The 25,593-nt window shown below is 32.5% G+C and carries 22 protein-coding genes and 5 tRNA genes; 8 read left to right on the plus strand and 19 right to left on the minus strand.

Annotation, left to right across the window (positions count from 1 at the left end; all coding sequences use genetic code 11):
- Positions 1-4 precede the first annotated feature (4 nt).
- Positions 5-499: a DUF4252 domain-containing protein gene (locus tag B3I31_RS07565; protein WP_114998185.1), complete on the plus strand. Its 495-nt coding sequence runs from the start codon at positions 5-7 to the stop codon at positions 497-499.
- A 13-nt stretch (positions 500-512) separates the two neighbouring features.
- Here the strand turns inward: B3I31_RS07565 and B3I31_RS07570 are convergent, their stop codons facing one another.
- Positions 513-842, minus strand: a complete 330-nt coding sequence (locus B3I31_RS07570) for a hypothetical protein (protein ID WP_291087846.1) — start codon at positions 840-842, stop codon at positions 513-515.
- A gap of 115 nt (positions 843-957) precedes the next feature.
- Between B3I31_RS07570 and rsmI the strand changes: the two genes are divergently transcribed.
- Complete coding sequence (gene rsmI / locus B3I31_RS07575; RefSeq protein ID WP_114998191.1) at positions 958-1,632, plus strand: 16S rRNA (cytidine(1402)-2'-O)-methyltransferase; 675 nt, start codon at positions 958-960, stop codon at positions 1,630-1,632.
- On the opposite strand, the gene recJ is transcribed toward rsmI, so the two are convergent.
- Genes recJ through B3I31_RS07590 form a run of 3 tightly spaced genes read right to left on the minus strand, consistent with a single transcriptional unit; the run spans position 1,629 to position 4,809 of the window.
- The gene (recJ, locus tag B3I31_RS07580) at positions 1,629-3,329 is read right to left on the minus strand and encodes a single-stranded-DNA-specific exonuclease RecJ (RefSeq protein WP_114998194.1); all 1,701 of its coding nucleotides are present in this window, start codon (positions 3,327-3,329) and stop codon (positions 1,629-1,631) included. The genes rsmI and recJ overlap by 4 nt on opposite strands.
- Positions 3,330-3,377: 48 nt before the next feature.
- Positions 3,378-4,127: a uroporphyrinogen-III synthase gene (locus B3I31_RS07585; RefSeq protein WP_114998197.1), complete on the minus strand. Its 750-nt coding sequence runs from the start codon at positions 4,125-4,127 to the stop codon at positions 3,378-3,380.
- Positions 4,128-4,134: 7 nt separating this feature from the next.
- A complete protein-coding gene (locus B3I31_RS07590; RefSeq protein WP_038336743.1) occupies positions 4,135-4,809 on the minus strand; it encodes a DUF4271 domain-containing protein in 675 nt (224 codons plus the stop codon).
- Between the two features lie 66 nt (positions 4,810-4,875).
- Between B3I31_RS07590 and B3I31_RS07595 the strand changes: the two genes are divergently transcribed.
- On the plus strand, positions 4,876-5,598 hold the full coding sequence (locus B3I31_RS07595; protein ID WP_114998203.1) for a polyprenol monophosphomannose synthase: 723 nt from the start codon (positions 4,876-4,878) through the stop codon (positions 5,596-5,598).
- Entirely contained in the window at positions 5,595-5,993 is a 399-nt protein-coding gene (locus B3I31_RS07600; RefSeq protein ID WP_291087851.1) for a DUF4296 domain-containing protein, read from the plus strand. The genes B3I31_RS07595 and B3I31_RS07600 overlap by 4 nt, the downstream gene beginning before the upstream one ends.
- 152 nt (positions 5,994-6,145) lie before the next feature.
- On the opposite strand, the gene B3I31_RS07605 is transcribed toward B3I31_RS07600, so the two are convergent.
- The 5 genes from B3I31_RS07605 to B3I31_RS07625 all read right to left on the minus strand — a co-directional run bounded on the left by B3I31_RS07605 (position 6,146) and on the right by B3I31_RS07625 (position 12,403).
- A complete protein-coding gene (locus tag B3I31_RS07605) occupies positions 6,146-7,630 on the minus strand; it encodes a RagB/SusD family nutrient uptake outer membrane protein (protein ID WP_286494932.1) in 1,485 nt (494 codons plus the stop codon).
- Between the two features lie 15 nt (positions 7,631-7,645).
- Positions 7,646-10,774: a SusC/RagA family TonB-linked outer membrane protein gene (locus B3I31_RS07610; RefSeq protein ID WP_286494933.1), complete on the minus strand. Its 3,129-nt coding sequence runs from the start codon at positions 10,772-10,774 to the stop codon at positions 7,646-7,648.
- 476 nt (positions 10,775-11,250) lie between these two features.
- A tRNA-Cys gene (locus B3I31_RS07615) sits at positions 11,251-11,321 on the minus strand.
- A gap of 52 nt (positions 11,322-11,373) precedes the next feature.
- A complete protein-coding gene (folB, locus tag B3I31_RS07620) occupies positions 11,374-11,730 on the minus strand; it encodes a dihydroneopterin aldolase (protein WP_219034030.1) in 357 nt (118 codons plus the stop codon).
- Positions 11,731-11,800: 70 nt separating this feature from the next.
- Positions 11,801-12,403, minus strand: a complete 603-nt coding sequence (locus B3I31_RS07625) for a superoxide dismutase (RefSeq protein WP_219034029.1) — start codon at positions 12,401-12,403, stop codon at positions 11,801-11,803.
- Between the two features lie 135 nt (positions 12,404-12,538).
- On the opposite strand from B3I31_RS07625, the gene B3I31_RS07630 reads away from it, so the two are divergent.
- Both B3I31_RS07630 and B3I31_RS07635 read left to right on the plus strand, forming a co-directional pair.
- A complete protein-coding gene (locus B3I31_RS07630; protein ID WP_219034028.1) occupies positions 12,539-13,744 on the plus strand; it encodes a serine hydrolase domain-containing protein in 1,206 nt (401 codons plus the stop codon).
- Positions 13,719-14,426, plus strand: coding sequence for a 3'-5' exonuclease (locus B3I31_RS07635; RefSeq protein ID WP_038334981.1), 708 nt, complete (start codon positions 13,719-13,721; stop codon positions 14,424-14,426). Before B3I31_RS07630 ends, B3I31_RS07635 begins: the two co-directional genes overlap by 26 nt.
- A gap of 52 nt (positions 14,427-14,478) precedes the next feature.
- On the opposite strand, the gene B3I31_RS07640 is transcribed toward B3I31_RS07635, so the two are convergent.
- Positions 14,479-15,900 carry a hemolysin family protein gene (locus tag B3I31_RS07640; RefSeq protein WP_114998216.1) on the minus strand — a complete coding sequence of 474 codons (1,422 nt, stop codon included), beginning with the start codon at positions 15,898-15,900 and terminating at the stop codon, positions 14,479-14,481.
- Positions 15,901-16,092: 192 nt separating this feature from the next.
- On the opposite strand from B3I31_RS07640, the gene B3I31_RS07645 reads away from it, so the two are divergent.
- Positions 16,093-17,814 (plus strand): ABC transporter ATP-binding protein, encoded by a 1,722-nt coding sequence (locus tag B3I31_RS07645; RefSeq protein WP_291059791.1) that lies wholly within the window; start codon positions 16,093-16,095, stop codon positions 17,812-17,814.
- 131 nt (positions 17,815-17,945) lie between these two features.
- On the opposite strand, the gene B3I31_RS07650 is transcribed toward B3I31_RS07645, so the two are convergent.
- The 5 genes from B3I31_RS07650 to B3I31_RS07670 all read right to left on the minus strand — a co-directional run bounded on the left by B3I31_RS07650 (position 17,946) and on the right by B3I31_RS07670 (position 18,978).
- A tRNA-Glu gene (locus B3I31_RS07650) sits at positions 17,946-18,017 on the minus strand.
- Between the two features lie 98 nt (positions 18,018-18,115).
- A tRNA-Glu gene (locus B3I31_RS07655) sits at positions 18,116-18,187 on the minus strand.
- A 286-nt stretch (positions 18,188-18,473) separates the two neighbouring features.
- Positions 18,474-18,545, minus strand: a tRNA-Glu gene (locus B3I31_RS07660).
- A gap of 12 nt (positions 18,546-18,557) precedes the next feature.
- Positions 18,558-18,812, minus strand: a complete 255-nt coding sequence (gene rpsT, locus B3I31_RS07665) for a 30S ribosomal protein S20 (protein WP_038334974.1) — start codon at positions 18,810-18,812, stop codon at positions 18,558-18,560.
- A gap of 94 nt (positions 18,813-18,906) precedes the next feature.
- Positions 18,907-18,978, minus strand: a tRNA-Glu gene (locus B3I31_RS07670).
- Between the two features lie 218 nt (positions 18,979-19,196).
- Here B3I31_RS07670 and B3I31_RS07675 point away from each other — a divergent pair.
- On the plus strand, positions 19,197-19,829 hold the full coding sequence (locus B3I31_RS07675) for a C40 family peptidase (RefSeq protein ID WP_038334971.1): 633 nt from the start codon (positions 19,197-19,199) through the stop codon (positions 19,827-19,829).
- Positions 19,830-19,885: 56 nt separating this feature from the next.
- On the opposite strand, the gene B3I31_RS07680 is transcribed toward B3I31_RS07675, so the two are convergent.
- Genes B3I31_RS07680 through B3I31_RS07695 form a run of 4 tightly spaced genes read right to left on the minus strand, consistent with a single transcriptional unit; the run spans position 19,886 to position 25,564 of the window.
- Complete coding sequence (locus B3I31_RS07680) at positions 19,886-20,593, minus strand: rhomboid family intramembrane serine protease (protein ID WP_286494940.1); 708 nt, start codon at positions 20,591-20,593, stop codon at positions 19,886-19,888.
- The gene (locus B3I31_RS07685) at positions 20,593-23,160 is read right to left on the minus strand and encodes a DNA gyrase/topoisomerase IV subunit A (protein ID WP_219034066.1); all 2,568 of its coding nucleotides are present in this window, start codon (positions 23,158-23,160) and stop codon (positions 20,593-20,595) included. The genes B3I31_RS07680 and B3I31_RS07685 overlap by 1 nt, the downstream gene beginning before the upstream one ends.
- Positions 23,161-23,164: 4 nt before the next feature.
- Positions 23,165-23,671: a hypothetical protein gene (locus tag B3I31_RS07690; RefSeq protein ID WP_286501503.1), complete on the minus strand. Its 507-nt coding sequence runs from the start codon at positions 23,669-23,671 to the stop codon at positions 23,165-23,167.
- Positions 23,672-23,713: 42 nt separating this feature from the next.
- Positions 23,714-25,564, minus strand: a complete 1,851-nt coding sequence (locus B3I31_RS07695) for a DNA topoisomerase IV subunit B (RefSeq protein ID WP_286486933.1) — start codon at positions 25,562-25,564, stop codon at positions 23,714-23,716.
- Positions 25,565-25,593 lie beyond the last annotated feature (29 nt).

Here is a 25,593-nt window from a genome sequence, read left to right on the forward strand (position 1 = left end):
AACAATGAAAAAAATAATCGGTTTATCTTTTATAGCAGTATTGTTAACGTTGCAATCTTGCGGAACAACAAGCAACATGCAAGAATTCTACACAAAATATGATAATCAATCTACTGTAATTCCTTTACCTTCTTTTGCGTTGAAATTAGCTGGAAAAGCTGGTGGTACAGATTTATTTAATTATTTAAAATCGGCTAAAGTTTTTGTTGTTTCAGATGCAGGGCAAGGAAAACAAAAAAGAATTATGAATGATTTGCAATCTTCTATGCGTGGTGAAAAATATGAGAACTTGGTAAAATTCAAAGCGAAAGATAGCCGTTTGAACATTTCATTACAAGAAGATGGCGGACGAGTTAAGAAAATGATTTTTGGAATTAACGGTTTGCGAAATGTATTGGTTATCGATTCTAAATTAGATATTCCAAGAACAGATTTAGACAAAATTTTGGACAAAGTTTCGGCTGAAGATATTGCAGATTTAGCAGATATTTTGAAATAATATAAGAAGCCAGCTAAATAGCTGGCTTTATTTTATACACGACTTTTATCGGTTTTCCTTTAAAATTATATTCTCTAAAGTAAACTATTGCTTGATGATTTATAAATAATTTTTGATTATCATAAAACGATCTAAAATCAAATTTACTATCATCTAAAACGTATAAATCTTTACAGCCTTTTACTGTATAAAGAGAAGTCGTGAAATTCTTTTTTGACTTTCGAGTTTTTTCAGCTAAATAATCTTCTTCATCATAATTTAAACAAGATTTACCAAAGTCTTTCACAACTATTATTTCTGTCTTAGTTTCAGGCAATTTCACCATCAAACAGCTATTTAACATAAAAAGGAGAATTATAAATCCAAGAAATCGGTAGTTTTTCATCATAATGAAATTAGAGTTATACATTAAAGATAGATAAATTTTATCTCAAAACAATTCTTCTTAACTTTGTCGCATGAGTGGAAAATTATATTTGGTTCCGACGCCAATCGGAAATTTGGGAGATATGACATTTAGAGCGGTTGATGTGCTAAAAGAATCAGATGTGATTTTGGCAGAAGACACGCGAAATAGTGGTATTTTACTGAAACATTTCGAAATTTCTACTCCAATGCGTAGCTATCATATGCACAATGAGCATCAAGCAACTGAGGATATCATTCGTCAGTTAAAAGATGGTCAAATCATTTCAATTATTACAGATGCTGGAACTCCAGGTATTTCTGACCCAGGTTATTTGTTAGCAAAAGAATGTGTGGTAAATAATATTGTAATAGAATGTTTACCAGGTGCAACAGCTTTTGTTCCTGCATTAGTTGTTTCTGGATTACCAAATAACGAATTTACTTTTGTTGGATTTTTACCTGTAAAAAAAGGTCGAAAATCGAAATTAGATTCATTATTAGAAGAAAAGAAAACGATGATTTTCTACGAATCTCCACATAAAATTGGACGCACTTTAAAAGATTTAGCCGAAGCTTTTGGAGCTGAACGCAAAGCAAGTTTATCTCGTGAAATCTCGAAAAAATTTGAGGAAACTTTACGCGGAACATTAACTGAATTAGCCGAAATAGCCGAAAAAAGAAATTTGAAAGGTGAAATGGTTTTAGTTGTAGAAGGAAATCATTAATCGTTGAAACGAATATCTTTGATATTCAATTGCCAAGTTCCTTTTCCTTGCCAATAATTCATTCCGATTGTGTATACCATATCAAACGATTGTCCTTTCTCTAATTTTGGTCCAAATTTCCCTAATTTGAAACCAATTGCAGGAAACGTAATACGTGTATCTCGCTGATGTACGTACAAACGCGCGTGTTCTTTACCAACTAATCGGAAATCGGTTGCTAATAAATCCTTCGAAATAAAAACTGGATTCATATTATCTGGTCCAAAAGGCGCCATTCGCATCACCGATTCCAAGAAAGAACGCGTCATATCATTAAAAGAAATTTCTTTATCGATCAAAATTGATGGCGTAAAATGTTTTCCATTCGACATTTCTTTCACTGTTTGATCAAATCTAATCTTGAATTCTTCGAAATTTTCTTCTTTCATTGCTAAACCAGCAGCAGCCATATGTCCACCAAACTGTGTTAACAAATCTTTGTTTTTCTCGATTGCCGAATGTATGTCAAACTCTTGAATAGAACGGGCTGAACCTACAATTTCACCTTCATTATTCTTCGTGCAAACAATGGTTGGTTTATAATACAAATCGACCAAACGAGAAGCTACAATTCCGATTACACCTTTATTCCAAGACGCATCGTAAACAATGGTCGAATATTTTTCTTTGGTATTGATTTGATCCAATTGAAAGAGTGCATCATGCGTCATATCAAGATCCAAGGTTTTGCGTTCGTTATTTAATGAATTAATATCATTCAAATATTTACGGCAATCCTCTTCATCTGTACTCAACATAAAACGAACCGCTTCCGAACCATGTTTTATACGACCTGCAGCATTAATTTTTGGTGCAATAGAAAAAACAACATTAGAAATATTGACATTATTTTTAATATTAGTCGGAATTAATTGCTGAAAAGCCAAACGAGGATCTGAATTTAATCGTTTCAAGCCAGCATAGGCCAACACACGATTTTCTCCTGTAATTGGAACAATATCAGCCGCAATACTTACTGCAACTAAATCTAAAAGTGGCAAAAGATTTTCTTTCGGAAGGTTGAATTTCTCTGTATAAGCTTGCACCAATTTAAACCCAACGCCACAACCACTCAAATCTTTGTAAGGATAACGACAACCTTTTTGTTTCGGATCTAAAACGGCGTACGCTTTTGGCACAGAACGATCTGGTAAATGGTGATCACAAATAATATAATCGATGCCTTTTGATTGGGCATATTTTATTTCTTCATGTGCTTTTATTCCACAATCTAAAGCAATTACAAGTGAAATATTGTTTTGTACAGCGAATTCTATACTTTGTTGAGAGATTCCATAACCTTCATTATTTCGGTCTGGAATATAAAAAAAGACTTTCGAGTAGATAGAAGTCAGAAATTCGTAAAACAAAGTTACGGCTGTCGTTCCATCTACATCGTAGTCTCCAAATATTAAGATATTTTCTTCGTCATCAATTGCATTTTTGATACGTGAAACCGCATCAGACATTCCTTTCATCAAAAAAGGATCATGCAATTCGTCTAAGGATGGATTAAAATACGATTTGGCTTGCGCAAAATTCGTAATTCCACGTTGGGCTAATAAAATAGCAAGCACCTCAGAAATGTTAAGCGATTCTCTTAAATCCTTAACAACTTCAGTATTGGGCTGTTCTTTTATTTCCCATCTTTTTTCCATCTCTTTAATTTACATATTTTTTAATTAGAGAGAAGGGTAAAGCGAATATTATTTTGATTTATTTGCTTCTTTCACGTATTTATCTAACGCCATTGTCATTGAAGGCGTTTGTGGTGTTGGCACCTCAATGTCTACACGTAATCCCATCTCTTTTGCTTGATCTACTGTCGATTTTCCGAAAACGGCAATTCTTGTATTTTCTTGCACGAAATCTGGGAAATTTTCGAATAATGATTTGATTCCTGAAGGTGTAAAAAATACTAAAATATCGTATTTTACATCAGACAAATCAGATAAATCACTCGATACAGTTCTAAACAAAGTTGCTTTTTGCCAAGTTAATCCTAAACTATCTAGTAAAGTAGGAACATTTAGTTTTAAAACATCAGATGCTGGTAATAAAAAGTTTTCGTCTTTGTGCTTTTTAAATAAAGGCACCATATCCGCAAAAACTTTTTCTCCAATATAAATTTTACGTTTTCTGTAAACAATGTATTTCTGTAAATAGAATGCAATTGCTTCTGATTCGCAAAAATATTTCATAGAGTCAGGAACAGTAAAGCGCATTTCTTCTGCTAAACGGAAAAAATGATCAATAGCGTTTCTACTTGTAAAAATTACAGCAGTCACTTTGCTAAAGTCAATTTTTTGTTGTCTTACTTCTTTAGCGTCTATTCCGACAACTTGGATAAATGGTCTAAAATCAATTTTGATTTTATTTCTTTTTTCAATCTCGTAGTATGGCGAGTTTTCTGCCTGAGGCTTAGGTTGAGATACTAATATTGATTTAACTTTCATAGTAATTTTAGATTACTTTACCTACAATTAATAGTTTTGCTAATACCATTATAGGTAAAATTTCTAGGGTGCAAAGGTACAAAATATTATAATACCAAACTGATTTATTGTCACTTATTTGTTTTGCGTATATATGATAAATTTCGAATATTCTATTCAAAAACAACAAAATAAAGCCAATCACCATCAAGTAATCTTTGTTAATTTGTGTATAAAAAAACAAAAAACAAATAATAAGTAAGAGTAAAACATTTTTTGCATTGACAAAACTCGAACTTTTCATAAAATATGAAACAGAACTAGATTCGTAGAAAACACGATAAAAAACCACCTCAATCATCAACCTAAAAAGCATAATCAAACTGATTACACCAAAGGTAATTCCGACACGAGAAAGATAATAAAACTTAAAATTTGGAATATGATTATACGTGATATCAAAATAAGAAACCAACAACAAACTTATCAACAAAACCGTCACACCATTGACAATAAAACTAAATAATGTCGTATTATCATCCGTAAAACTCATGTATTCGGTTTTGTTATCTAGCGTTTTGAAATTTTTAGCAAACAAGTATTTTGCTGCACAAACCAATAACAAACACACCGTCAAAGCAATAAGAACAGTATCATTGCCAAGTGTATTTTTTCCTATCGAGATTAAATCGTTTGTTTTCATAATTTTTTCAAAAATACAAAAGACTAACAATCTTATAACTATCTTTATGCCCACAAAATAATATTTATGTCGGACAAATTAGTTATTATCCCGACCTACAACGAAAAAGAAAACATAGAAGCCATTATTCGTGCAGCTTTGGCTGTTGACGGAGCATTTGATGTGCTTATTGTTGACGACAGTTCTCCAGACGGAACAAATGATATTGTAAAACGCTTGATTCCTGAATTTAATGGACGTTTGCATTTAGAAATTCGTACCACAAAAGATGGTTTAGGACGCGCTTATGTACATGGATTTAAGTGGGCTTTGGCAAATAATTACGAATATATTTTCGAAATGGATGCCGATTTTTCACACAATCCAAATGATTTACCTCGCTTATACCAAGCCTTAGCAGATGGTGCCGATTTAGCAATTGGCTCACGCTATTCTAACGGTGTAAATGTTGTGAATTGGCCAATGAACAGAGTTTTATTGTCATATTTTGCGTCGAAATATGTGAGCATCATCACGCGACTACCTGTTCATGATGCTACAGCAGGGTTTGTTGGTTATAGAGCAAACGTGTTGAAATCTTTGGATTTGGATAAAATACAATTCAAAGGTTATGGTTTTCAGATTGAAATGAAGTATAAAACGTGGATTAAGAAGTTTAAGCTAAAAGAAGTTCCGATTATTTTTACGGACAGAACTTTAGGCGAATCAAAAATTAGTTCTGATATTATTGGAGAAGCCGTTTTTGGTGTAATTTCGTTACGATTAAGAAAAATATTTGGCAAATTATGAAAAACTTGATCTTCTTATCACTGATTTTTTTGAGTATTTTTAGTTGTGCACCAAAAAATTACGACAAACCAAAAGATCTTATCAGTAAATCTGAAATGATTGATATTCTTACTGATTTATATATTAGTCAGCAAGGAATACAAATGTTTCCTACTCAACACCAAGATCAAAGTATAGATTTAGCAAAAGATGCGGTAGATATTATGAAAAGTTATGATATCACATTTCATCAGTTTTCGGAGAGCTACAAATATTATATGATGCAGCCCGAAAAATTCAAAGAAATGCTGAATGATGTGAAAAAAAATCTTGAAGATAAATTATCGGACGAAGAAAAAGAGCGTCAAAAAAATCAAAAGAATAGCTTAAATAACGTTATAGAAGCAGAAAAATAACAAAACCTCAAGTGAATCACTTGAGTTTTTTTTTGTTTACTATATTTTAGTATACATAATTTTTTTTTAAATAAAATCGAGGCTTTCCAAATGGAAAACCTCTAAAAATGTTATATTTCTCTATGAGGAGAAGATATATATAAAAAATGTTATCACGATGGATTCTGTTCACACAACGGATTCGAATTGATTTCAGCGACAGGAATTATCCATTGCCATTTTAAATCTGTTGGCTCTATTGTATAAACGTTGTTAATAACAGTTGCATTGTGATTTGCTCCTGTACGATCTAATTTTTGACCTAATCGTTTTAAATCGAAGAATCTAAATCCTTCTCCCCATAATTCGATTCGTCTATTCAGTAAAATCTGTTGATAATATGCATCCCCAGAAGTTGTAAATCCTGTGAAAGATGTATCCCTTGCTTTTTCTAAAGTTGTTAATACTGCTTTAGATTCTGTTTCTTTTCCTAATTTATATAACGCTTCTGCTTCTATCAAATACATTTCTGCCACACGCATAAACGGTACATCTCCTAAAGAACTTGATGTACTTTGTGCTAAAAATTTTTGAGATGTATATGCAAATAGTGAATAGTTAGACGGTAAATCTAAACTTGTATGCTTTCCTGTCGGATCCACAACTTGCGTACGAACATCTGTTGTTGGAAAAGCATTGTACAAATTGGTATTCATCACTTTTGGAGCAGTACGAATTTGAGATGAATTGTAATTTCGAGACATATAAGCATGGAAATTTCCGAAATAGTCGGATTGATCTTCTTGAATTGTTACGCCCCACATCCATTCTGGATTTGAATAATCATTAAACCCAGCTTTGTATTGCGTTTGTGACATTAACGAAAATTGTGATTTTACCTCGTTAGCATATTCAGCAGCTTTTGCATAATCTTGCTGAACCAAAGCAACTCTTGCCATAATACCTTTTACATTTTCGATCGAAAAATGTGAAGCATTAGACGCTTTTTTTCCTGTTAAATAAGTTTCTGCTTTGGCTAAATCATTCCAAATTTCAGTATAAACTTCTTGTACAGTTGCACGCGTTTTTGGATCAACATCTTTTGGATCATCTCTTAAAACAACTCCTAAATCAGAATTTGCGGCACCTGCTACATATCTTTTACCATACAACTGAACTAATTGAAAATATCCAAATGCACGGTAAGCATAGGCTTCTCCAATAGCTTGATCTTTTATATCCTGATCTCCCGATGCATCATCTCCGTATGTAATAATGTTATTAGCATTTTTGATCATTTCGTACCAAAATGTCCAAGGATAAGATGAAGTTGTAGAAGAATTGTTGCTTTGAGAAATCCATCTTAATTCACTTACAAACCAGCCATTTCCAGTAGAAGGAAATACAACATCTTCTCCCATTACATCTGTAATAATCAGTTGTGCTGTATAACCATTATTACCTTGAGATTCATTTTGTCTAACATACATATTTCTATGCATTCCATTTATTGCAGCCATTAAGTTATCTGCTGTAGAATAAATTGTTTGATCACTTACTGAGGATGTCGGAACAACATCTAAATAATCATCATTACATGATGATAACGAAAATGATGATAATCCAATAACTACTAGTAATAATTTTATCTTTTTCATTGTAAATTCATTTTTTTAGAAAGAAACATTTAGTCCTAAACTTACTGTTCGAGACGGAGTGTAACGATAAGTTGTTGTACCGTTGAATGACTGCGCTGGTTCTAAACCTTGTCTTGCGGTCCAAGAATATAAATTCTCACCAGAAACATAAACTTTCAAATTGCTTAAACCAATTCCTTCAATTGCTCGTTTATCGAAATTGTAACCTAATTGTACTGTTTTGATTGTTAAATAATCTGAACTAACCAACCATCTTGACGAAGCAGCAGAAGCATTTGTTGTATTCGCAGTACTCATAATTGGCACATTTGTAACATCTCCTGGACTTTTCCAAGCTGATAACATATCTGTACTAATTGCTTGTCCTTGTGGATAAGAACTCATTAATAACGCATAATTACTATCATATGTTTTTCCTCCTAATTGATAATTCAACATAATTGAAGCATCAAAATTTCCAACTCTGAAATTATTTGTAATACTACCATAAACATCTGGTAATGATGATCCTGAATAATCATACAATGCATTCGCATAATTAGTAGTTACTTTAGTTCCGTTAACTGTACGTGTATTAGAATCGTCTGCTTTTGTTGGATCTTGAACATACAAAGCTGCTCCATCCGAAGAGTCTACACCATACCATTGACGCAACCAGAAATCATACAAAGAATGACCTTCTGCAATACGTTTTGTTCCATTGATAATTGCATCATCTTTTCCATTAGCCATTTTCAACATTTCGTTTTCGTTATGAGCAGCAATCAGACCTAAATCCCATGAGAATTTATCATTTCTAACAATCCCAAAGTTTAATGAAAGCTCGATTCCTTGATTTCTCATTTTACCAATATTTTGATAAATAGAATTTCCTGGAACTCCAGCAGAATTTGGCACAGGAACAGCGAAAATCATATCTTTTACATCTTGTAAATAATATTCTAATGATCCTGAAATTCTATTTCTGAACAATGCAAAATCTAATCCTACATCAAACGAATTTTTAGATTCCCATGTTAAGTTAGAATTACCAACTTGACCAAGTAAGACTCCCGATTCTGTCCCATTGTTATATCCCAAAGAATATAAATCTAAATCGACCTCATAACCTGGTTCTTCGCCAATTCCGCCATCATTCCCAACTTGTCCATAAGAAGCACGTAATTTTAATTCATTAATAACTGATGAATCTTTTAAGAAATCTTCTTTGTGGATATTCCATCCACCACCTACAGACCAGAAAATACCTTGATTATTTTCATCCGAAAAACGAGATGACTTATCTAAACGAGCAGAAGCAGACAACAAATATTTGCTTGCATAATCATAGTTAACGCGTGCAAAATATCCTTCTTTTCTAATGATGTAATTGTACCCCGTTGCACTTGTTGTATTCAAGAAATTGACTAGTTCATAAATACCAGAAACAGTTTCTCCAGTTTTACGAATATTAGAATAATCAGTTTTTCTCTCAAAACTTTCGTGACCTAAGATTGCATCGAAGTTGTGTAAACCGAATGATTTTCTATAATTTAAGATTTGATTGAATGTTGTACCTGTATACTTATATTCCGTAATTTCTAAAGCAGCAGTACCAGACGCATCTCCAATTTCTTTATTACCATATTCTTTGTATTTGTAATTTCTTACATCATATGATAAGTTTGAAGTAAATGTTAAACCTTTTGCAAGTTTAATCTCTGCATTAAATCTTGAATTAATAGAATTAGAATCTTGATATTGATTATTCAACAAAGTTTCTTGCAACACATTTCGTCCAGAACTTGCACTAGAACCTCTACCACGAGATTCGTTTCCATCATAAACAGGATTTCCTTCTGTATCATAAACACGTTGTCCATTTGCATCATACAAATAAGGCGAATAAATTGGCCCCATTGCTCGTGTAAAATAAAATGGATTGATATAAGAAGAACCTCCACTAGAATCAGCTTGATTCGATTTAATTAAACTTCCTGATAAATTAGTTCCTAATTTTAACCAATCTGTAACTTGAGAATCTACATTTACACGTGCATTATAACGTTCGAAATCAGATTTTATCACATAACCAGATTCTTTATTATAACCAAAACCTGCAAAATATGTTGTCTTCTCATCACCACCCGAATAATCTATATCATACTTTTGAAAAGACCCTACACGAGAGATATAATCTTGCCAATCAAAATCATTGTATAAAGCATCAGATGAAGTTAAAACTCCATCTACAACAACTTGATTATCGGCAACTCCGTAAATATTATTTTTAAGATTATTTGTAATTAAATTCGTTGAAGCATAAGCATTCGCTTGTGCTAATGTTGCAGAAGAATTTGAAGCTAAATAGCCATTTCGCATAGATTCCCAAGTAGCAACATAATAATCTCCTGCTCCAACTCTCGAATATTCTGGTATAGCTCTCGTTACAACTCCTGTATTTGAAGATAATCTAAAAGATCCTTTACCTTTTTTACCTTTTTTTGTTGTCACCATAACAACTCCATTTGCAGCTGATGCTCCATATAAAGAAGTTGAAGCAGCATCTTTTAAAACGGTCAATGATTCGATATCATTTGGATTCAAATCTTGTAAACTTCCTGTGTAGATAACCCCGTCTACAACATACAATGGCGAACTAGATAAGTTATAAGAACCTACTCCTCGAACTTGCACTTCCAATCCAGAACCAGGCTGACCAGAACCAGTTGAAACTTGTACGCCAGCTACAGCACCATCTAAAGCTTTTGCCACATTAGATAAAGGTCTGTTTTCTATATCTTCAGCTTTTATAGTTCCCACAGAACCAACTACAGTTTCCTTTTTCTGTACACCAAAAGCGGTTACAACCGTTTCTGCAAGATCTACAGTAGTATTAGACTGTAATTTAATAACACCTAAATGATTGCTCGAAACAACATAATCTTTTCCATTAATGATTAAAATATCACCAATTTTAGCATCAATATCAAATTCTCCATTTTCATCTGTGTAAGCTACTTTGTCTGAACCTTTGATTCTAATTTGCACATCTGCTTCTGGAAAACCATTGCCATCATTTATAATTCCTTTCGTTTGCCCATACGAAAATGCAGCAAAACCAAGAAAAGCGAATAAGCTTAATGAAGTTAATTTTTTTCTCATGTTTAATATAAATTGATGCTACAATGATATTTGACATCTTTAACTTCGAGATTATTTTAACTTTCATTCAATTTTAATTAGAATTTACTTAACATAAATAATGAATGATTTTGTTTATTATTTAATGGAATAATTAAGTAAAATTTTAAACATGACGTTTTAACTATTTTTAACATAATAATTGTACTAAAACGCACAACCTGATTTTCAGAAGATGAAAAAAATTGTAAAAAATAAATTTTTATGCTTCTTACAAAATGACTTAATATAAAAATCAAACAGACTTCAAAACAACTAAAATCATCCTTATATATAATATTGTTGTTTTCACAATATTGCATAAGATAATAACTATCAAAAGCAGTTAATAGTTGATAGATTTAAAAGCTTTTCGATACCTATTGTGAGGTTTTTTTGTGGAAAAATAAATGGACGAAAATAAAAAAAGCACTAATCAAATTGATTAGTGCTTTTTGAGGTTCCTAGCGGATTCGAACCGCTGTGGACGGTTTTGCAGACCGCTACCTAGCCTCTCGGTCAAGGAACCATTCCCGTTGTTTTGGATTGCAAATATAGCAATAATTTCAGAAAAAAAAAGTTTAATACGATTTTTCTAAAATAACACTCACTTTTTCTACATGCCCACCAATAGGAGGATTCAGCTTAGATAATTTTACTTTTGCATACGTGACATTCGTAAGTTCTTGACCTATACGATCTAAGACTCTTTTACAAACATGTTCCAAAAGTTTTGAACGAATACCTACTTCTTCCTTCACAATTTTATTTAACGAAACATAATCCAAAGCATCTATCAATTCATCCGATTCTGTTGCTTTCGTAAAGTCTGCATGCGCTTCCAAATCAACCAAATAATCAGAACCAATACGTGCTTCTTCATCTAAACATCCGTGATTCGAATATATTTTTATATTTTCTAAAATAATTATTCCCATAGTTCAAAGATAAAAAAAGACTTGCGTATTTCTACACAAGTCTTGTATTGTTTAATTTTTTTAAACCTTATTATTTTGCAGATGCATATCTTTCCGCAACTTTATCCCAGTTAATTACAGAGAAGAAAGCCTCAATATAATCAGGACGACGGTTTTGGTAGTTTAAGTAATAAGCATGTTCCCAAACATCTAATCCTAAAACTGGAAATCCTTGTACATCAGCAACCGGCATCAAAGTAGAATCTTGATTTGGAGTTGATGTAACAACTAATTTTCCATCTTTTACGATTAACCAAGCCCATCCAGAACCAAAGCGTGTTGCAGCAGCTTTAGAAAACTCATCTTTGAAAGCTTCAAAAGATCCAAAAGCAGCGTTAATTGCATCAGCAACTTCTGCAGTTGGTTGATTAGCACCACCTGGAGTTAAAATTTCCCAGAATAAATTGTGATTATAGAAACCTCCACCATTGTTACGAACAGCAGGTTTGTCAGTTCCTTTTGCTAAAATTTCTTCGATTGTAGCGTTTGCTAAATCAGTTCCTTCAATAGCAGCATTCAAATTATTTGTGTACGCAGCATGGTGTTTATCATGGTGAATTTCCATTGTTTTTGCGTCAATATGAGGTTCTAATGCATCAAATGCATAAGGTAATTTTGCTAATTCAAAAGCCATAATATTTATTTTTTAGATTTAATTTTCTTGTATAAAGATACACAATAACTCAACAAATATGATTCCGAAATGATAGAATTTTAACATTATTTAATAGTAAAAGCTTATTTTAGTAAAAGATTCTAAATTTTTGAAATGAAAATACTTTGGAAAATAATAAAATGGTTCATCGTAATCATTTGTGTATTAATCCTAATTCTTTATGCAACAGGGAATGACTACATTTTTCGTGGCGTAAAATTAACCTATATGAAAGGTGAAAGCACTGCAAATATCAACGATTACAAAGATTTTGATAACAATGTAATTTTGGCAGATGCACCGCGAGTTTGGCATCAACATTTAGATTATAATCAATTTCCGTTGTCAGCTAATTTCGAAAAGGAGATGAACGATTTCGGAACTGCTGGGTTAGTTATTATAAAAGATAATCAAATTTTGAGCGAATATTATTTCAATGGATATGCGCAAAATGATATTACCAATTCTTTTTCGATGGCGAAAACATTCACGACAATGATGTTAGGAAAAGCGATTGAACAAGGTTATATCAAAGGTTTAGATCAAAAAATAACAGATTTTATTCCCGAATTTAAAAACGATAAATTTGGAGCTGAATGCACCGTTGGTGATTTATCTGCGATGACTTCTGGTTATGATTGGGACGAAGATTATTATTTTCCTCTAAATCCTACTGCAAAAGCATATTATGGCGATGATATAGTTAAACAAATGTTAGCTCGAAAATTTGTTTCTCAACCTGGTGGACATTTCAAATATCAATCGAGTGACACGCAATTATTAGGAATTGTGATTGAACGCGCGTTAAAAAATAAATCGTTATCACAATATTTTCAAGAAGAATTTTGGCAACCAATGGGTATGGAATTAGATGCACAATGGTCGAAAGATAATCCGAAAGGAATGGAGAAAACCTATTGTTGCTTCAATGCAACAGCGCGAGATTTTGCCAAACTTGGACAATTATTATTGAATGATGGAAATTGGTACGGAAAACAAATTTTAGATTCAGTATTTGTTCAGAAAATGGTTTTACCAAACAAAAAAGCATTCGGACCAAATGAGTCACAAATTTATGGTTATTCAGTTTGGATGGATTACAATTACAAAACGCCTTTTTATGCAATGTTAGGACATTTGGGACAACGTATCATTGTAATTCCTTCAGAAAAATTAGTTATTGTTCGAACTGGAAAAACGCATAATGATCAACCAAACAATCATCCAATTGCAGATGGCGATGTTTACCGATTGGTAGACGAAGCAATGAGAATTAATCAAAAAGTGAAAGAAAATGATCCAACGAATTCCTTACAGTAAAATATTATTTTTAGATATCGAAACGGTTCCACAAACCGATGATTGGAATCTTTTGTCTGAAAGAACACAAGCTCTTTGGGAAAAGAAAACAGCTTATCAACGCAATAATAATGAAATTTCTCCTGAAGAATTTTACCACGAACGTGCTGGAATTATGGCTGAATTTGGAAAAATTGTATGCATTTCAGTCGGAATTGTAGTTAAAGATTCTTTTATTCATATCAAAAGTTTTTATGGTCACGACGAAAAGAAATTGTTAGAAGATTTTAATTCAATGTTGATTGAAAATTTTTTCAAGCCTGATCATATTTTATGTGCACACAACGGAAAAGAGTTTGATTTTCCGTATATAGCTCGCCGAATGATGATTAATCAAATTGAAATTCCAGCTATTTTGCAATTATTTGGTAAAAAGCCATGGGAAGTTCAGCATTTGGATACAATGGAATTATGGAAATTTGGCGATTACAAGAACTTTACATCGTTAGATTTATTGGCAAATGTTTTCGAAATTCCAACACCAAAAGATGATATCGATGGTTCACAAGTTGCACGAGTTTATTACGATGAAAACAATGTAGAACGCATCAAAGATTATTGTGAAAAAGATGTTGTAACCTTGATTAATGTTTTCCGAAAAATGCGCTACGATCAACCTTTACAACGAAAAGAAGATTTATAAAAACGAAAAAATCCGCTAATGAGCGGATTTTTTATTCTATATTTTTTAATGATTAATTTTCATCATCTTCTGCTGAATCTGGTTCATCGCGAAAGTTTTCAATCAATTCATCTTTCACTTTCAATTGAACTTGCTCAACAGAATTTCGGTACATTTTGATAATTGTTCCTGTATATTCTTCCAAATCAATCAAATCTCCTTCTGTTAATTCTTTATCAGGATAACATTCAGAAATCAATCCAGCCAACGTATCATAATGTTCACTTTCTTCGAATCTAAACGGTACTAAACGATTAATATCGCTTATCGCGTTGTGTGCATTTATATTATAAACACCTTCAGAAACACGAGAAACTATCGGATCTTCGTTATCATATTCGTCTTGAATTTCTCCAACCAACTCCTCCAAAATATCTTCCATCGAAACAATTCCTGCAACTTCACCAACTTCATTTGTTACAATTGCAATTTGCATATGTTTTTTCTGAAATTGTTTCATTACATTCTTAATCAATGCATTTTCTGAGATAAAAATTGGCTCTCGCAACAATCCTTCAATTTCAGTTTGATTTGGATTTTCCAATAATTGCTTGATTAAATCCTTAGCGTAAATGATACCTTTTATATTATCAAATTCTTCTTCGTAAACAGGATAACGCGAATAACCTTCATTAATCGCATAATCTAACGCATCTTTTACAGAAGTATTAATATTAATTGCAGAAACATTTTTACGTAATGTTTGAATATTCATCACTCGACGATCATCAAACTCAAACACATTTTGAATTAAATTACGCTCAGATTCTTCAATTGCTCCACCTTCAGAACTTTCTGTAATAATCATTTTCAACTCTTCTTCTGTGTGAATTTCACCTCCATGAATAGGATGAATTCCAATCGCACGAAGAATTACATTTGCCAAACCATTCATTAAAACAATAAGAGGTTTGAAAACAAAATAAAATGCACGAAGAGGCCAAGCTACTGTAAAAGTAGTTTTTGTTGGATACTGAATCGCAATAGATTTCGGCGCTAACTCACCAAAAACAATGTGCAAAATAGTAATGATAACGAAAGCTGCTGGGAATGCAACATTATGCGCAATCGCTGTCCAAGAAGGAGAAGTTAAACCAACTACTTCAAAAAGTTTTACGATTACAGGTGTTAAAGAGCTTTCTCCAACCCAACCAAGACCAAGCGAAGCTAATGTAATACCTAATTGTGTTGCGGCAAGATAAGAATCTAAATGATTAACGATTCGTTTTGCAGCATTTGAAGTTCTTTCGTTAATATCTTGATTAACTTCAATTTGTGACGAACGTACTTTTACAATTGCAAACTCGGCTGCAACGAAAAAACCATTTAATAAAACAAGGAAAATTGTAAGCAAAAGTTTTGCTACAGAAATTTCATCGGCGACATTGTGATTAGCGACTAAAAACAATGTCGAAATCTGGGAGTATGTATCCATTCTTCGAATTTAAAAAACTGACTTGTTATAAGTTTTTATAAGCCAGTAAATCAATACATCTAAATTAATAAAAAAAAATAAAAATCACAACGTTTTGATTCGTAGCAAAATTACAAAATTTATAAATACAAAATCTTAGAAATTATTGATTCGAGAAAATGATTAAAAAATCACTAAATTTCCACTTCATTTATCAAGCAACAATTTGCCATGCAAAAGCAAGATTTACATTATATTATCGAGATCAAAAAATTATCGATTTCTTTTGGAGATAAACAAGTTTTGAATAACATCAATTTCAAAGTAGAACAAGGTGATACATTAGGAATTGTTGGAGAATCCGGCTCTGGAAAGTCATTAACTTCATTGGCAATTATGGGTTTATTGTCTCCTAATGTGACAATTCATCCCGAAAGTGAAATTCTTTTTCGTCAAGATGATAAAATGATCGATTTGCTTAAACTTTCGCCTAAAGAACTGGAGGAAATAAGAGGAAATGAAATCGGAATGATTTTTCAAGAACCAATGACTTCTCTAAATCCAAGTTTACGTTGCGGGGAACAAGTGGAAGAAGAGATTCGTTTGCATCAAAATTTATCGAAAGAAGAAGCTAAAAAGAAAGTTCTTCATCTTTTTGAACAAGTAAAATTACCAAATCCCGAACGTATTTATAAAGCCTATCCGCACGAATTATCTGGTGGACAAAAGCAACGTGTAATGATTGCAATGGCGATTTCTTGCGAGCCGAAATTATTGATTGCTGACGAACCAACAACAGCTTTGGACGTTACGGTACAAAAAGCAACGTTAGATTTATTGAAAGAATTACAAGAAAAAAATAACATGAGCATGTTGTTTATTTCTCACGATTTGGGCGTAATTGCAAATGTTTGCGAAGAAGTTTTGGTGATGTTTCGTGGTGATGTTGTAGAACAAGGAAATGTGGAAACTATTTTTAATCATCCGAAAGAAAATTATACAAAAGGTTTAATTGCTTGTCGACCTCGATTGGATGAACGCGCAAAACGTTTACCTACGGTGAAAGATTTCTTAGAAAATCCAAATTTCAAAACTGAAATCTATACAGAAGAAGAACGAGAAGCTTTTCACGAAAAAATTTATGTAAATCCTCCAATTTTAGAGGTTAAGAACTTGAAGAAATATTTCTATCCTTCGACTCTATTTGGAAACGCTACAATCCCGAATGTAAAAGCTGTCGATGATATTTCATTCAAAGTATATCCAGGTGAAACAATGGGCTTGGTTGGCGAATCGGGTTCTGGAAAAACAACCTTGAGTAGAACGGTTTTGTTATTAGAAAAACCAACTGCCGGCGAAATTTATTATAATGGTATAGATATTACGAAACTAAAAAAAGAGCAAATTCGTAAATTAAGAAGAGAAATTCAGATTATTTTCCAAGATCCATATTCAAGTTTAAATCCTCGCCAAACCATTGCGCAAATTATTACAGAACCAATGCAAGTGCATAAAATTGGTCTGAATAAAGCTGAGCGATTAAAAACGGCTTCATCTCTTTTACAAAAAGTGGGTTTATCAGATCAAGATTTGAACAAATATCCGCACGAATTCTCTGGTGGGCAACGTCAACGTATCGGGATTGCTCGTGCTTTGGCTTTAAATCCTAAATTTATCATTTGTGATGAATCTGTTTCTGCGTTGGATGTTTCTGTTCAGGCACAAGTTTTGAATTTATTAAATGATTTGAAAACAGAATTTGGATTTACCTATATATTTATCTCGCACGATTTGGCGGTTGTAAAATATATGAGCGATCAATTATTGGTGATGCAACACGGAGAAATGAAAGAATTGAACGATGCAGACAAGGTTTATGCGCATCCGACAACAAACTATACCAAAGAATTGATAGAAGCTATTCCAAAGCTATAAAAGGATCTTTTATAAAAGCAAAAAGCGTTTGAAGTTTATTTCCTCAAACGCTTTTTTATTGATCGCAATAAATCAATATAAACTAAACTATTTCAAAATAAAAAAAGCATCCAAATCTGAATGCTTTTTAGTAGTCCCTAGGGGAATCGAACCCCTCTTTCTAGAATGAAAATCTAGTGTCCTAACCGATAGACGAAGGGACCTCCTTTCGTATTATTGTGGTGCAAAAATAAACGTTTATTTTTTATTACCAAACAATTTTCGAAAAATTTATACTATTTTTTTTAATCAAGTCAAATTGTAGTCCCTAGGGGAATCGAACCCCTCTTTCTAGAATGAAAATCTAGTGTCCTAACCGATAGACGAAGGGACCACTTAATATGAATTAATTAATTCGAATATTATTTATTTTGAATGAACGTCATTTTGTGTTGGGAGTTGTAGAAAAGTCGATGTATAATTCTAATAATTTGAACCAAGTTGAATTATACAGCGACATTTTCATTCCCGATTAATCATCTAAACATTATGATTAACCTTTACAAACAAAACACAAAAAACAATTTCCTTTACACAGTATTCTACTGGTTGTTTAAAAAATCAACAACTATGAACAAGGAAAAAAAAGATTGCAATAATGCAATCCATCTATTAATTTGTAGTCCCTAGGGGAATCGAACCCCTCTTTCTAGAATGAAAATCTAGTGTCCTAACCGATAGACGAAGGGACCACTTTTATTTTATTAAGCTAATCCCGCAATATGTTTCGCTAACTTTGATTTTAAGTTTGAAGCTTTATTCTTGTGAATAATGTTTCTTTTTGCTAACTTATCAATCATTGAAGAAACTTTCGGAAAAACTGTTTCTGCTTCATTTTTATCAGACTCAGATCTTAAAGCTTTAATAGCTGTACGAGCTGATTTGTGATAATATTTATTACGATCGCGTCTTACCGCTGACTGTCTAATTCTTTTTAATGCTGACTTATGATTTGCCATAACTTAAATCTCTTTCTATTTTAGTTCGGCAAAGATATAAACAAATATTTTATCTCGCCAAATTAATTTAATAATTTTCTAAAACACTTTTATGTAGCCCATAGGAGAATCGAACTCCTGTTTCCAGGATGAAAACCTGATGTCCTAACCACTAGACGAATGGGCCGCATGACGGCTTAACCACTTGTTGTGAAAAGCGAGTGCAAATGTAGAACAATTTTTTGGACTTCCAAATATATTTAAAAGTTTTTTTGAATATGTTTTTGTTAAAAAATGTTAAGGAAGTTAATATTTTGTCAAAACAACTCTTATATATAATGAGTTATAATTTTAACAATTACTTTAGCGGTGCTATTAAAATTTATACAAACGAATACTCAATATATGAAAGCATCGATATTAGGTGTAGCTGCAGTGGTTTGCACGATGTTTATTACATCATGTTCATCTTTAACCCCAGTTAGTGAAGCTACAGAATATTCTTCGAGAAGTTTCGTACCGAAACCAAGAGCTATTGAAGCTCAAGCTAAAATAATCAATAAACATGCCAATTTAGATGTTACACCAATAGAAATTAACGATGAAGCGAAATCTATGGTTGTGTTAAACAGCGTTTTAGAAGAAACGAATGAATTGTTTGCAGGGTTTTTATTAAAAGAAGCAGAAACGTATATTGGTACACCTTACCGATACGGAGGCACAACAAGAAGTGGTATTGATTGTTCTGCCTTTGTTAGAAACGTTTTCGAAACTTTCAATAAAAATTTACCTCGTGTATCTGCAGATCAGGCAAGAGAAGGTTTTACAGTTAGTACAGACGAAGCAAAGGAAGGAGATTTAGTTTTCTTTGCAACAAGAGGTCGTGGTAGAGTTTCGCATGTAGGAATTGTTCATGGAAGAAATAAAGATGGAGTTTTAGAATTTATTCATTCATCTACTTCTCAAGGTGTTATGGTATCTTCTTTAAATGATAGATATTGGGGACCAAAATTCTTATACGTAAAAAGAATATTATAACATTATCATAAAAAAAGCATCAAGTAATTTTGATGCTTTTTTTTTGTCTTATTTTTTTATTTTCGATGTTCTCTCAAAATCATCACAAGCAATACAATTAATGGAACAATCATTCCTAAAATATAATATGTATTGATTTGTAAAATTGTTGGATAAAATAATATTGCAGATAATAATCCCACAATTGCTCCACCTAAATGCGCTGAATGCCCGATGTTCCCTAAATTAGTTTTCATTCCATAAACTGAATATCCTAAATATAAAATTCCGAAAATCCAGGCTGGAATTGGTAAAGCAAAAAATAATCTTAATTCCATTTCAGGAAAAGCTGCAATTGCAGCGAATAAAATCCCTGTGACTCCTCCAGAAGCTCCTACTGCCGAATAAAAAGTTTCTTTCTTGTGAATCAACAAAGACAAAAGATTTCCGCCAATAACCGCTGCAAAAAAAACTAAAAGAAACATTCCGTAACCTACATTTAGTTTAGCATTCGAAAAGTCTCCTAATAAAAATCCTTCTGGACTTGCAAAAAAACCGATAACAGGATTCGCAAAAAAGTAAAGAGTTAACATATTGAATAACAAATGAGTAAAATCAACATGTAAAAATCCTGAACTTAAAATTCTATAGTATTCCTTATTATATAATATCGACCCTACTTGGAATTTATATTTTTCAAAAAAAGCTAAATCGTTAAAACCTTTCCAACTTACCAAAACATTCAATCCAATAACGACTAATGCCACAATAGAGATGTCTCCCATTATTCTTCTATATTTTCTTCTTCATTATTATCCTCCTCAATCGCATCAAATAGCGTCGGCTGCGGCTCTTCTTCTGACTCCTCCTCTTCTTCTGGTTCTTCGAATGGAAGCGGTTCTAACACATTAATCTGTTTTAATTTATATGTCGTCAATTGATTTCCTTGCGCTTTAATTCCTTTAACTGTAATAAATTCTTCTAAATTTATCACTTCTGGTTCTTTTTCTAAACCTTTTACTTTCGGGAAAATCAACTCAATAACTGGTAAATAATCTGTCGAAACAACTTTTATTGATGATTTACCATCTTCTAACGTATAAAAAGTTTGTGGAGAAAATGTATCTTCTAAAAGGAAACGTTTCACAAAATAACGATCTTTTTCTGCATCATAATACACGCAAGAAATCGGTTTTGAAGGTTTCCATTTCTCGATAATTTCTAAATCTTCGTCAAAACGATTACTCAAATCAAACGAAACCAATTTTGCTTCACCTTTTTTATTAATCGTTAAAATTTTATCATCACCCTTAAAAGAACCTAATAAAATCCCCAATCCATCTGCATTTAGGCGTTTTGTATCCGTATCAAACCAAATTTGACGAGGTGCTAAAGTCGAAACTCCTTCCTCTTTCAATTCTACTTTTTTGATTGGATATTTTGTTACTAAATTTCCTTTTGATGCACGACCTTTAATCGCTAAATCAGCAAAATTAATATCAAATTTTAATTTTTTGATTCGTTGATGAGTTTTTAAAATAATTGATACAACTTCGGCTTCTCCATTTGGATTTGCTGAAAAATACAACACTTCCGAACCTTTATTACCAGCCGTTAAATCATATTCTTTATCGCGAGTAATTCCCGTTACAGCAAAACGTTTTTGATAAGCCGGACCATTTTTACCATCGCGATAAATCAAGTTATAAATGGTACGTTTATCATTTTTATGCCAAATTCCAACATGAATAATTCCTTTTCCAACAAAAGTTTTTGCATCAACTTTTGTCACAATCATCGAACCATCATGTTTGAAAACCACAATATCATCAATATCAGAACACTCGAATAAATACTCGTCTTTTTTCAATGAAGTTCCGATAAAACCTTCGTTTCTATCCACATAAAAACGTGTATTTGCAACGGCAACTTTTGTCGCATCAATCGTATCAAATGTTCTAATTTCTGTTTTACGTTCTTTTCCTTTTCCGTATTTTGTCTTTAGGTTTTTGAAATAATCGATCGCATAATCAATCAAATTTGCTAAATGATGTTTTACATTCTCGATTTTATCTTCTAATGATTCAATAAATTGTTGTGCTTTATCTAAATCAAATTTTGAAATACGTTTGATTCGAATTTCTGTTAAACGCGTAATATCTTCTTCCGTAACTGGACGAATTAAATGCGCAATATGTGGCTTCAGCCCTTTATCAATCGCAGAAATTACACCTTCCCATGTTTCTTCTTCTTCGATATCGTGATAAATTCTATTCTCGATAAAAATTCGTTCCAACGAAGAAAAATGCCATTGTTCTTGCAGTTCATCTAACTCAATTTCTAACTCTTTTTTCAACAATTCAACTGTATTGTTTGTATTGTGAATTAAAATTTCAGAAACTGTTAAAAATTCTGGTGTTTGTTCATTAATCACACACGCATTTGGCGAAATAGAAATCTCGCAATCCGTGAATGCATACAATGCATCAATTGTTTTGTCTGGACTACTTCCTGGAACAAGATGAATTAAAATCTCAACTTCAGCCGCTGTATTATCTTCAATCTTTTTGATCTTGATTTTACCTTTATCATTGGCTTTTAAAACTGAATCAATCAAAGATCCTGTCGTTGTGCCGTAAGGAATTTCCGTAATTTTTAACGTTGTTTTATCTTCTTGCAAAATCTTTGCACGAATACGCACTTTACCACCACGCAATCCATCATTATAATCGGAAACATCAACCAATCCAGAAGTTAAAAAATCTGGGAAAATTTGAAATTTCTTTCCTTTCAGATGTAAAATTGACGCATCAATTAACTCATTGAAATTGTGCGGTAAAATCTTTGTTGACAAACCAACTGCAATTCCTTCTACTCCTTGTGCCAAAAGCAAAGGAAATTTGATCGGAAGATCAATTGGTTCTTTATTACGACCATCATAAGACGGTTGCCATTTTGTAGTTTTTGGATTATAGACAACTTCTAACGCAAATTTAGTCAATCGAGCTTCGATATAACGCGACGCAGCCGCTCGGTCTCCAGTGTAGATATTTCCCCAGTTTCCTTGCATATCGATCAACAATTCTTTTTGACCAATTTGAACCATTGCATCAGAAATCGCCATATCACCATGTGGGTGATATTTCATCGTATTTCCTACAATGTTCGCAACTTTGTTATATCGTCCGTCTTCCAACTCGCGCATTGAATGTAAAATTCTACGCTGAACTGGTTTCAACCCATCATAAATAGATGGAATTGCTCGTTCTAAAATTACATAAGAGGCATAATCAAGAAACCATTCTTGGTACATACCAGAAACCTTCTTGATGCTCTCTTGATTGTCTTGCATCATGTTAAATAGCTACTTCTACATTGTTTTTGACCATACAATTAGACTCTACAATTTTGTCTAATTCAGTCAAAATAATATTAATATTTCGGTTAGAAATGAATGCTAAACGAAATTTGACTTTTGTTAAATTGGTAGGATTCTTTTTACTGTTAATATAAAAGACAACGTTCTTTGAAAGAATTCCTTTCTGAAAATCGTATTTGATCAATTTATATTTCGGTAAATCGATTTTGTTTGTTTTTGAATCTAAGAAGGATAAAAATCCAACATTCTTCGTTTCAAAAGTTATGGTTTCACCTTTGGTGTCGATTGCAAAAAATTGATTTCCACTTTTATAGCTTACATAAATAAGCAATGCTATAAAAATTGCGACAACATAAGGTGGTATTATGTGATACTTGTAAGGTAAAATACCGGTATACATAATAAGGTTTAGAATGATTAAAATAACGATGGTGAGATTCAGTATTTTGAACAACTGAATGACCTTTTTATTATTTTTCTTCATAATTGATAGGTGTTTTTAGGTTAGGATTGGTTTGGTTTTTATTTAATTTTTAATAGATTCTATGGCTAAGTTGTTAATAATAAATTCTTGTCTTGTTGGTGTATTTTTTCCCATGTAAAATTCTAAAAGACTTTCGATAGTTTGATCTTTTCCAATCATTACAGGCTCTAAACGAATATCTTTTCCGATAAAATGCTTGAACTCATCTGGCGAAATTTCACCTAATCCTTTGAATCGTGTAATTTCAGGATTTTTAACTTCTTCCAACGCTTTTATACGTTCAGGCTCAGAATAACAATAACGTGTTTCCTTTTTATTTCTCACACGAAAAAGTGGCGTTTGCAAAATATACAAATGACCTTCTTTGATTAATTCTGGGAAAAATTGTAAGAAAAATGTAATAATCAACAAACGAATATGCATTCCATCGACGTCAGCATCAGTTGCAATTACAACATTATTGTAACGTAAATCTTCTAATCCTTCTTCAATATTTAGTGCTGCTTGCAAAAGATTAAATTCTTCATTTTCATAAACAATTTTCTTTGTCAAACCATACGAATTCAACGGTTTTCCTCTCAAACTAAATACCGCTTGCGTTTCTACACTTCTACTTTTGGTAATAGATCCACTTGCCGAATCTCCCTCGGTAATAAAAATAGTTGTATCTAAACGTAATTCAGCTTTCGGATCGTTATAATGTTGACGACAATCGCGCAATTTCTTGTTATGTAAACTAACTTTTTTCGCTCGATCACGCGCTAATTTTCGAATTCCAGAAAGTTCTTTTCGTTCCGTTTCCGATTGTTTAATTTTACGTTCTAATGCTTGCGCAACTTCTGTATTTTTGTGTAAAAAGTTGTCAAGATTTGTTTTGATAAAATCATTAACAAACGTACGAACCGTTGTCATTCCTGGTCCAATCTCATTCGACCCAAGTTTAGTTTTGGTTTGTGATTCAAAAACTGGTTCAATTACTTTGATCGAAATTGCTCCAATAATTGATTTCCTAATATCCGCAGGATCATAATTTTTGTTATAAAATTCGCGAACAGTTTTCACAACCGCTTCTTTGAAAGCTGTTAAATGCGTTCCTCCTTGCGTTGTATTTTGACCATTCACAAAAGAATAATACGTTTCCGAATATGATTTTGAGCTGTGCGTCATCGCCAATTCAATATCTTCTCCTTTCAGATGGATGATATCATAAATCGTTTCTTCCTCGATATTATCTTTCAATAAATCTTTCAATCCATCTTTCGAAAAGAATTCTTCTCCATTGAAAATAATTTTCAATCCTGGATTTAAGTAAACATAGTTTTTCAACATTTTGTCTACATATTCTTTTCTGAATTTAAAATTCAAGAAAATCGATTTGTCTGGAACAAATGTAATTTTAGTTCCTTTTCGCAAAGATGTTTCTTTTTCATCTTCTTGATTTGTTAAAATCCCTTGCTCAAACTCAGCAATACGTGTTTTTCCATCTCGAATAGATTGCACTCGAAACGATGTTGACAACGCATTTACTGCTTTTGTACCAACCCCATTCAACCCAACGGATTTTTTGAAGGCTTGAGAATCATATTTACCACCCGTATTCATCTTAGAAACGGCATCAACCATTTTTCCAAGAGGAATTCCACGACCATAATCACGAACTGTCACCTCATCTTCACGCAGATTAATTTCGATTGTTTTCCCTGCACCCATCACAAATTCATCGATACAGTTATCTACAATCTCCTTCAACAAAATATAAATTCCATCATCTTGAGACGAACCATCTCCCAGCTTCCCAATATACATCCCAGGTCGCATACGAATATGTTCGCGCCAATCAAGGGTTTTGATATTGTCTTCCGTATAATTTACTTGTTGATCTAATTCTGACATTTGAGTTGTTGAGTGTTAAACGAGTTTTA

Origin of the sequence: Empedobacter sp. UBA3475 (assembly GCF_002378465.1) — a bacterium.
Taxonomy (GTDB): domain Bacteria; phylum Bacteroidota; class Bacteroidia; order Flavobacteriales; family Weeksellaceae; genus Empedobacter; species Empedobacter falsenii_B.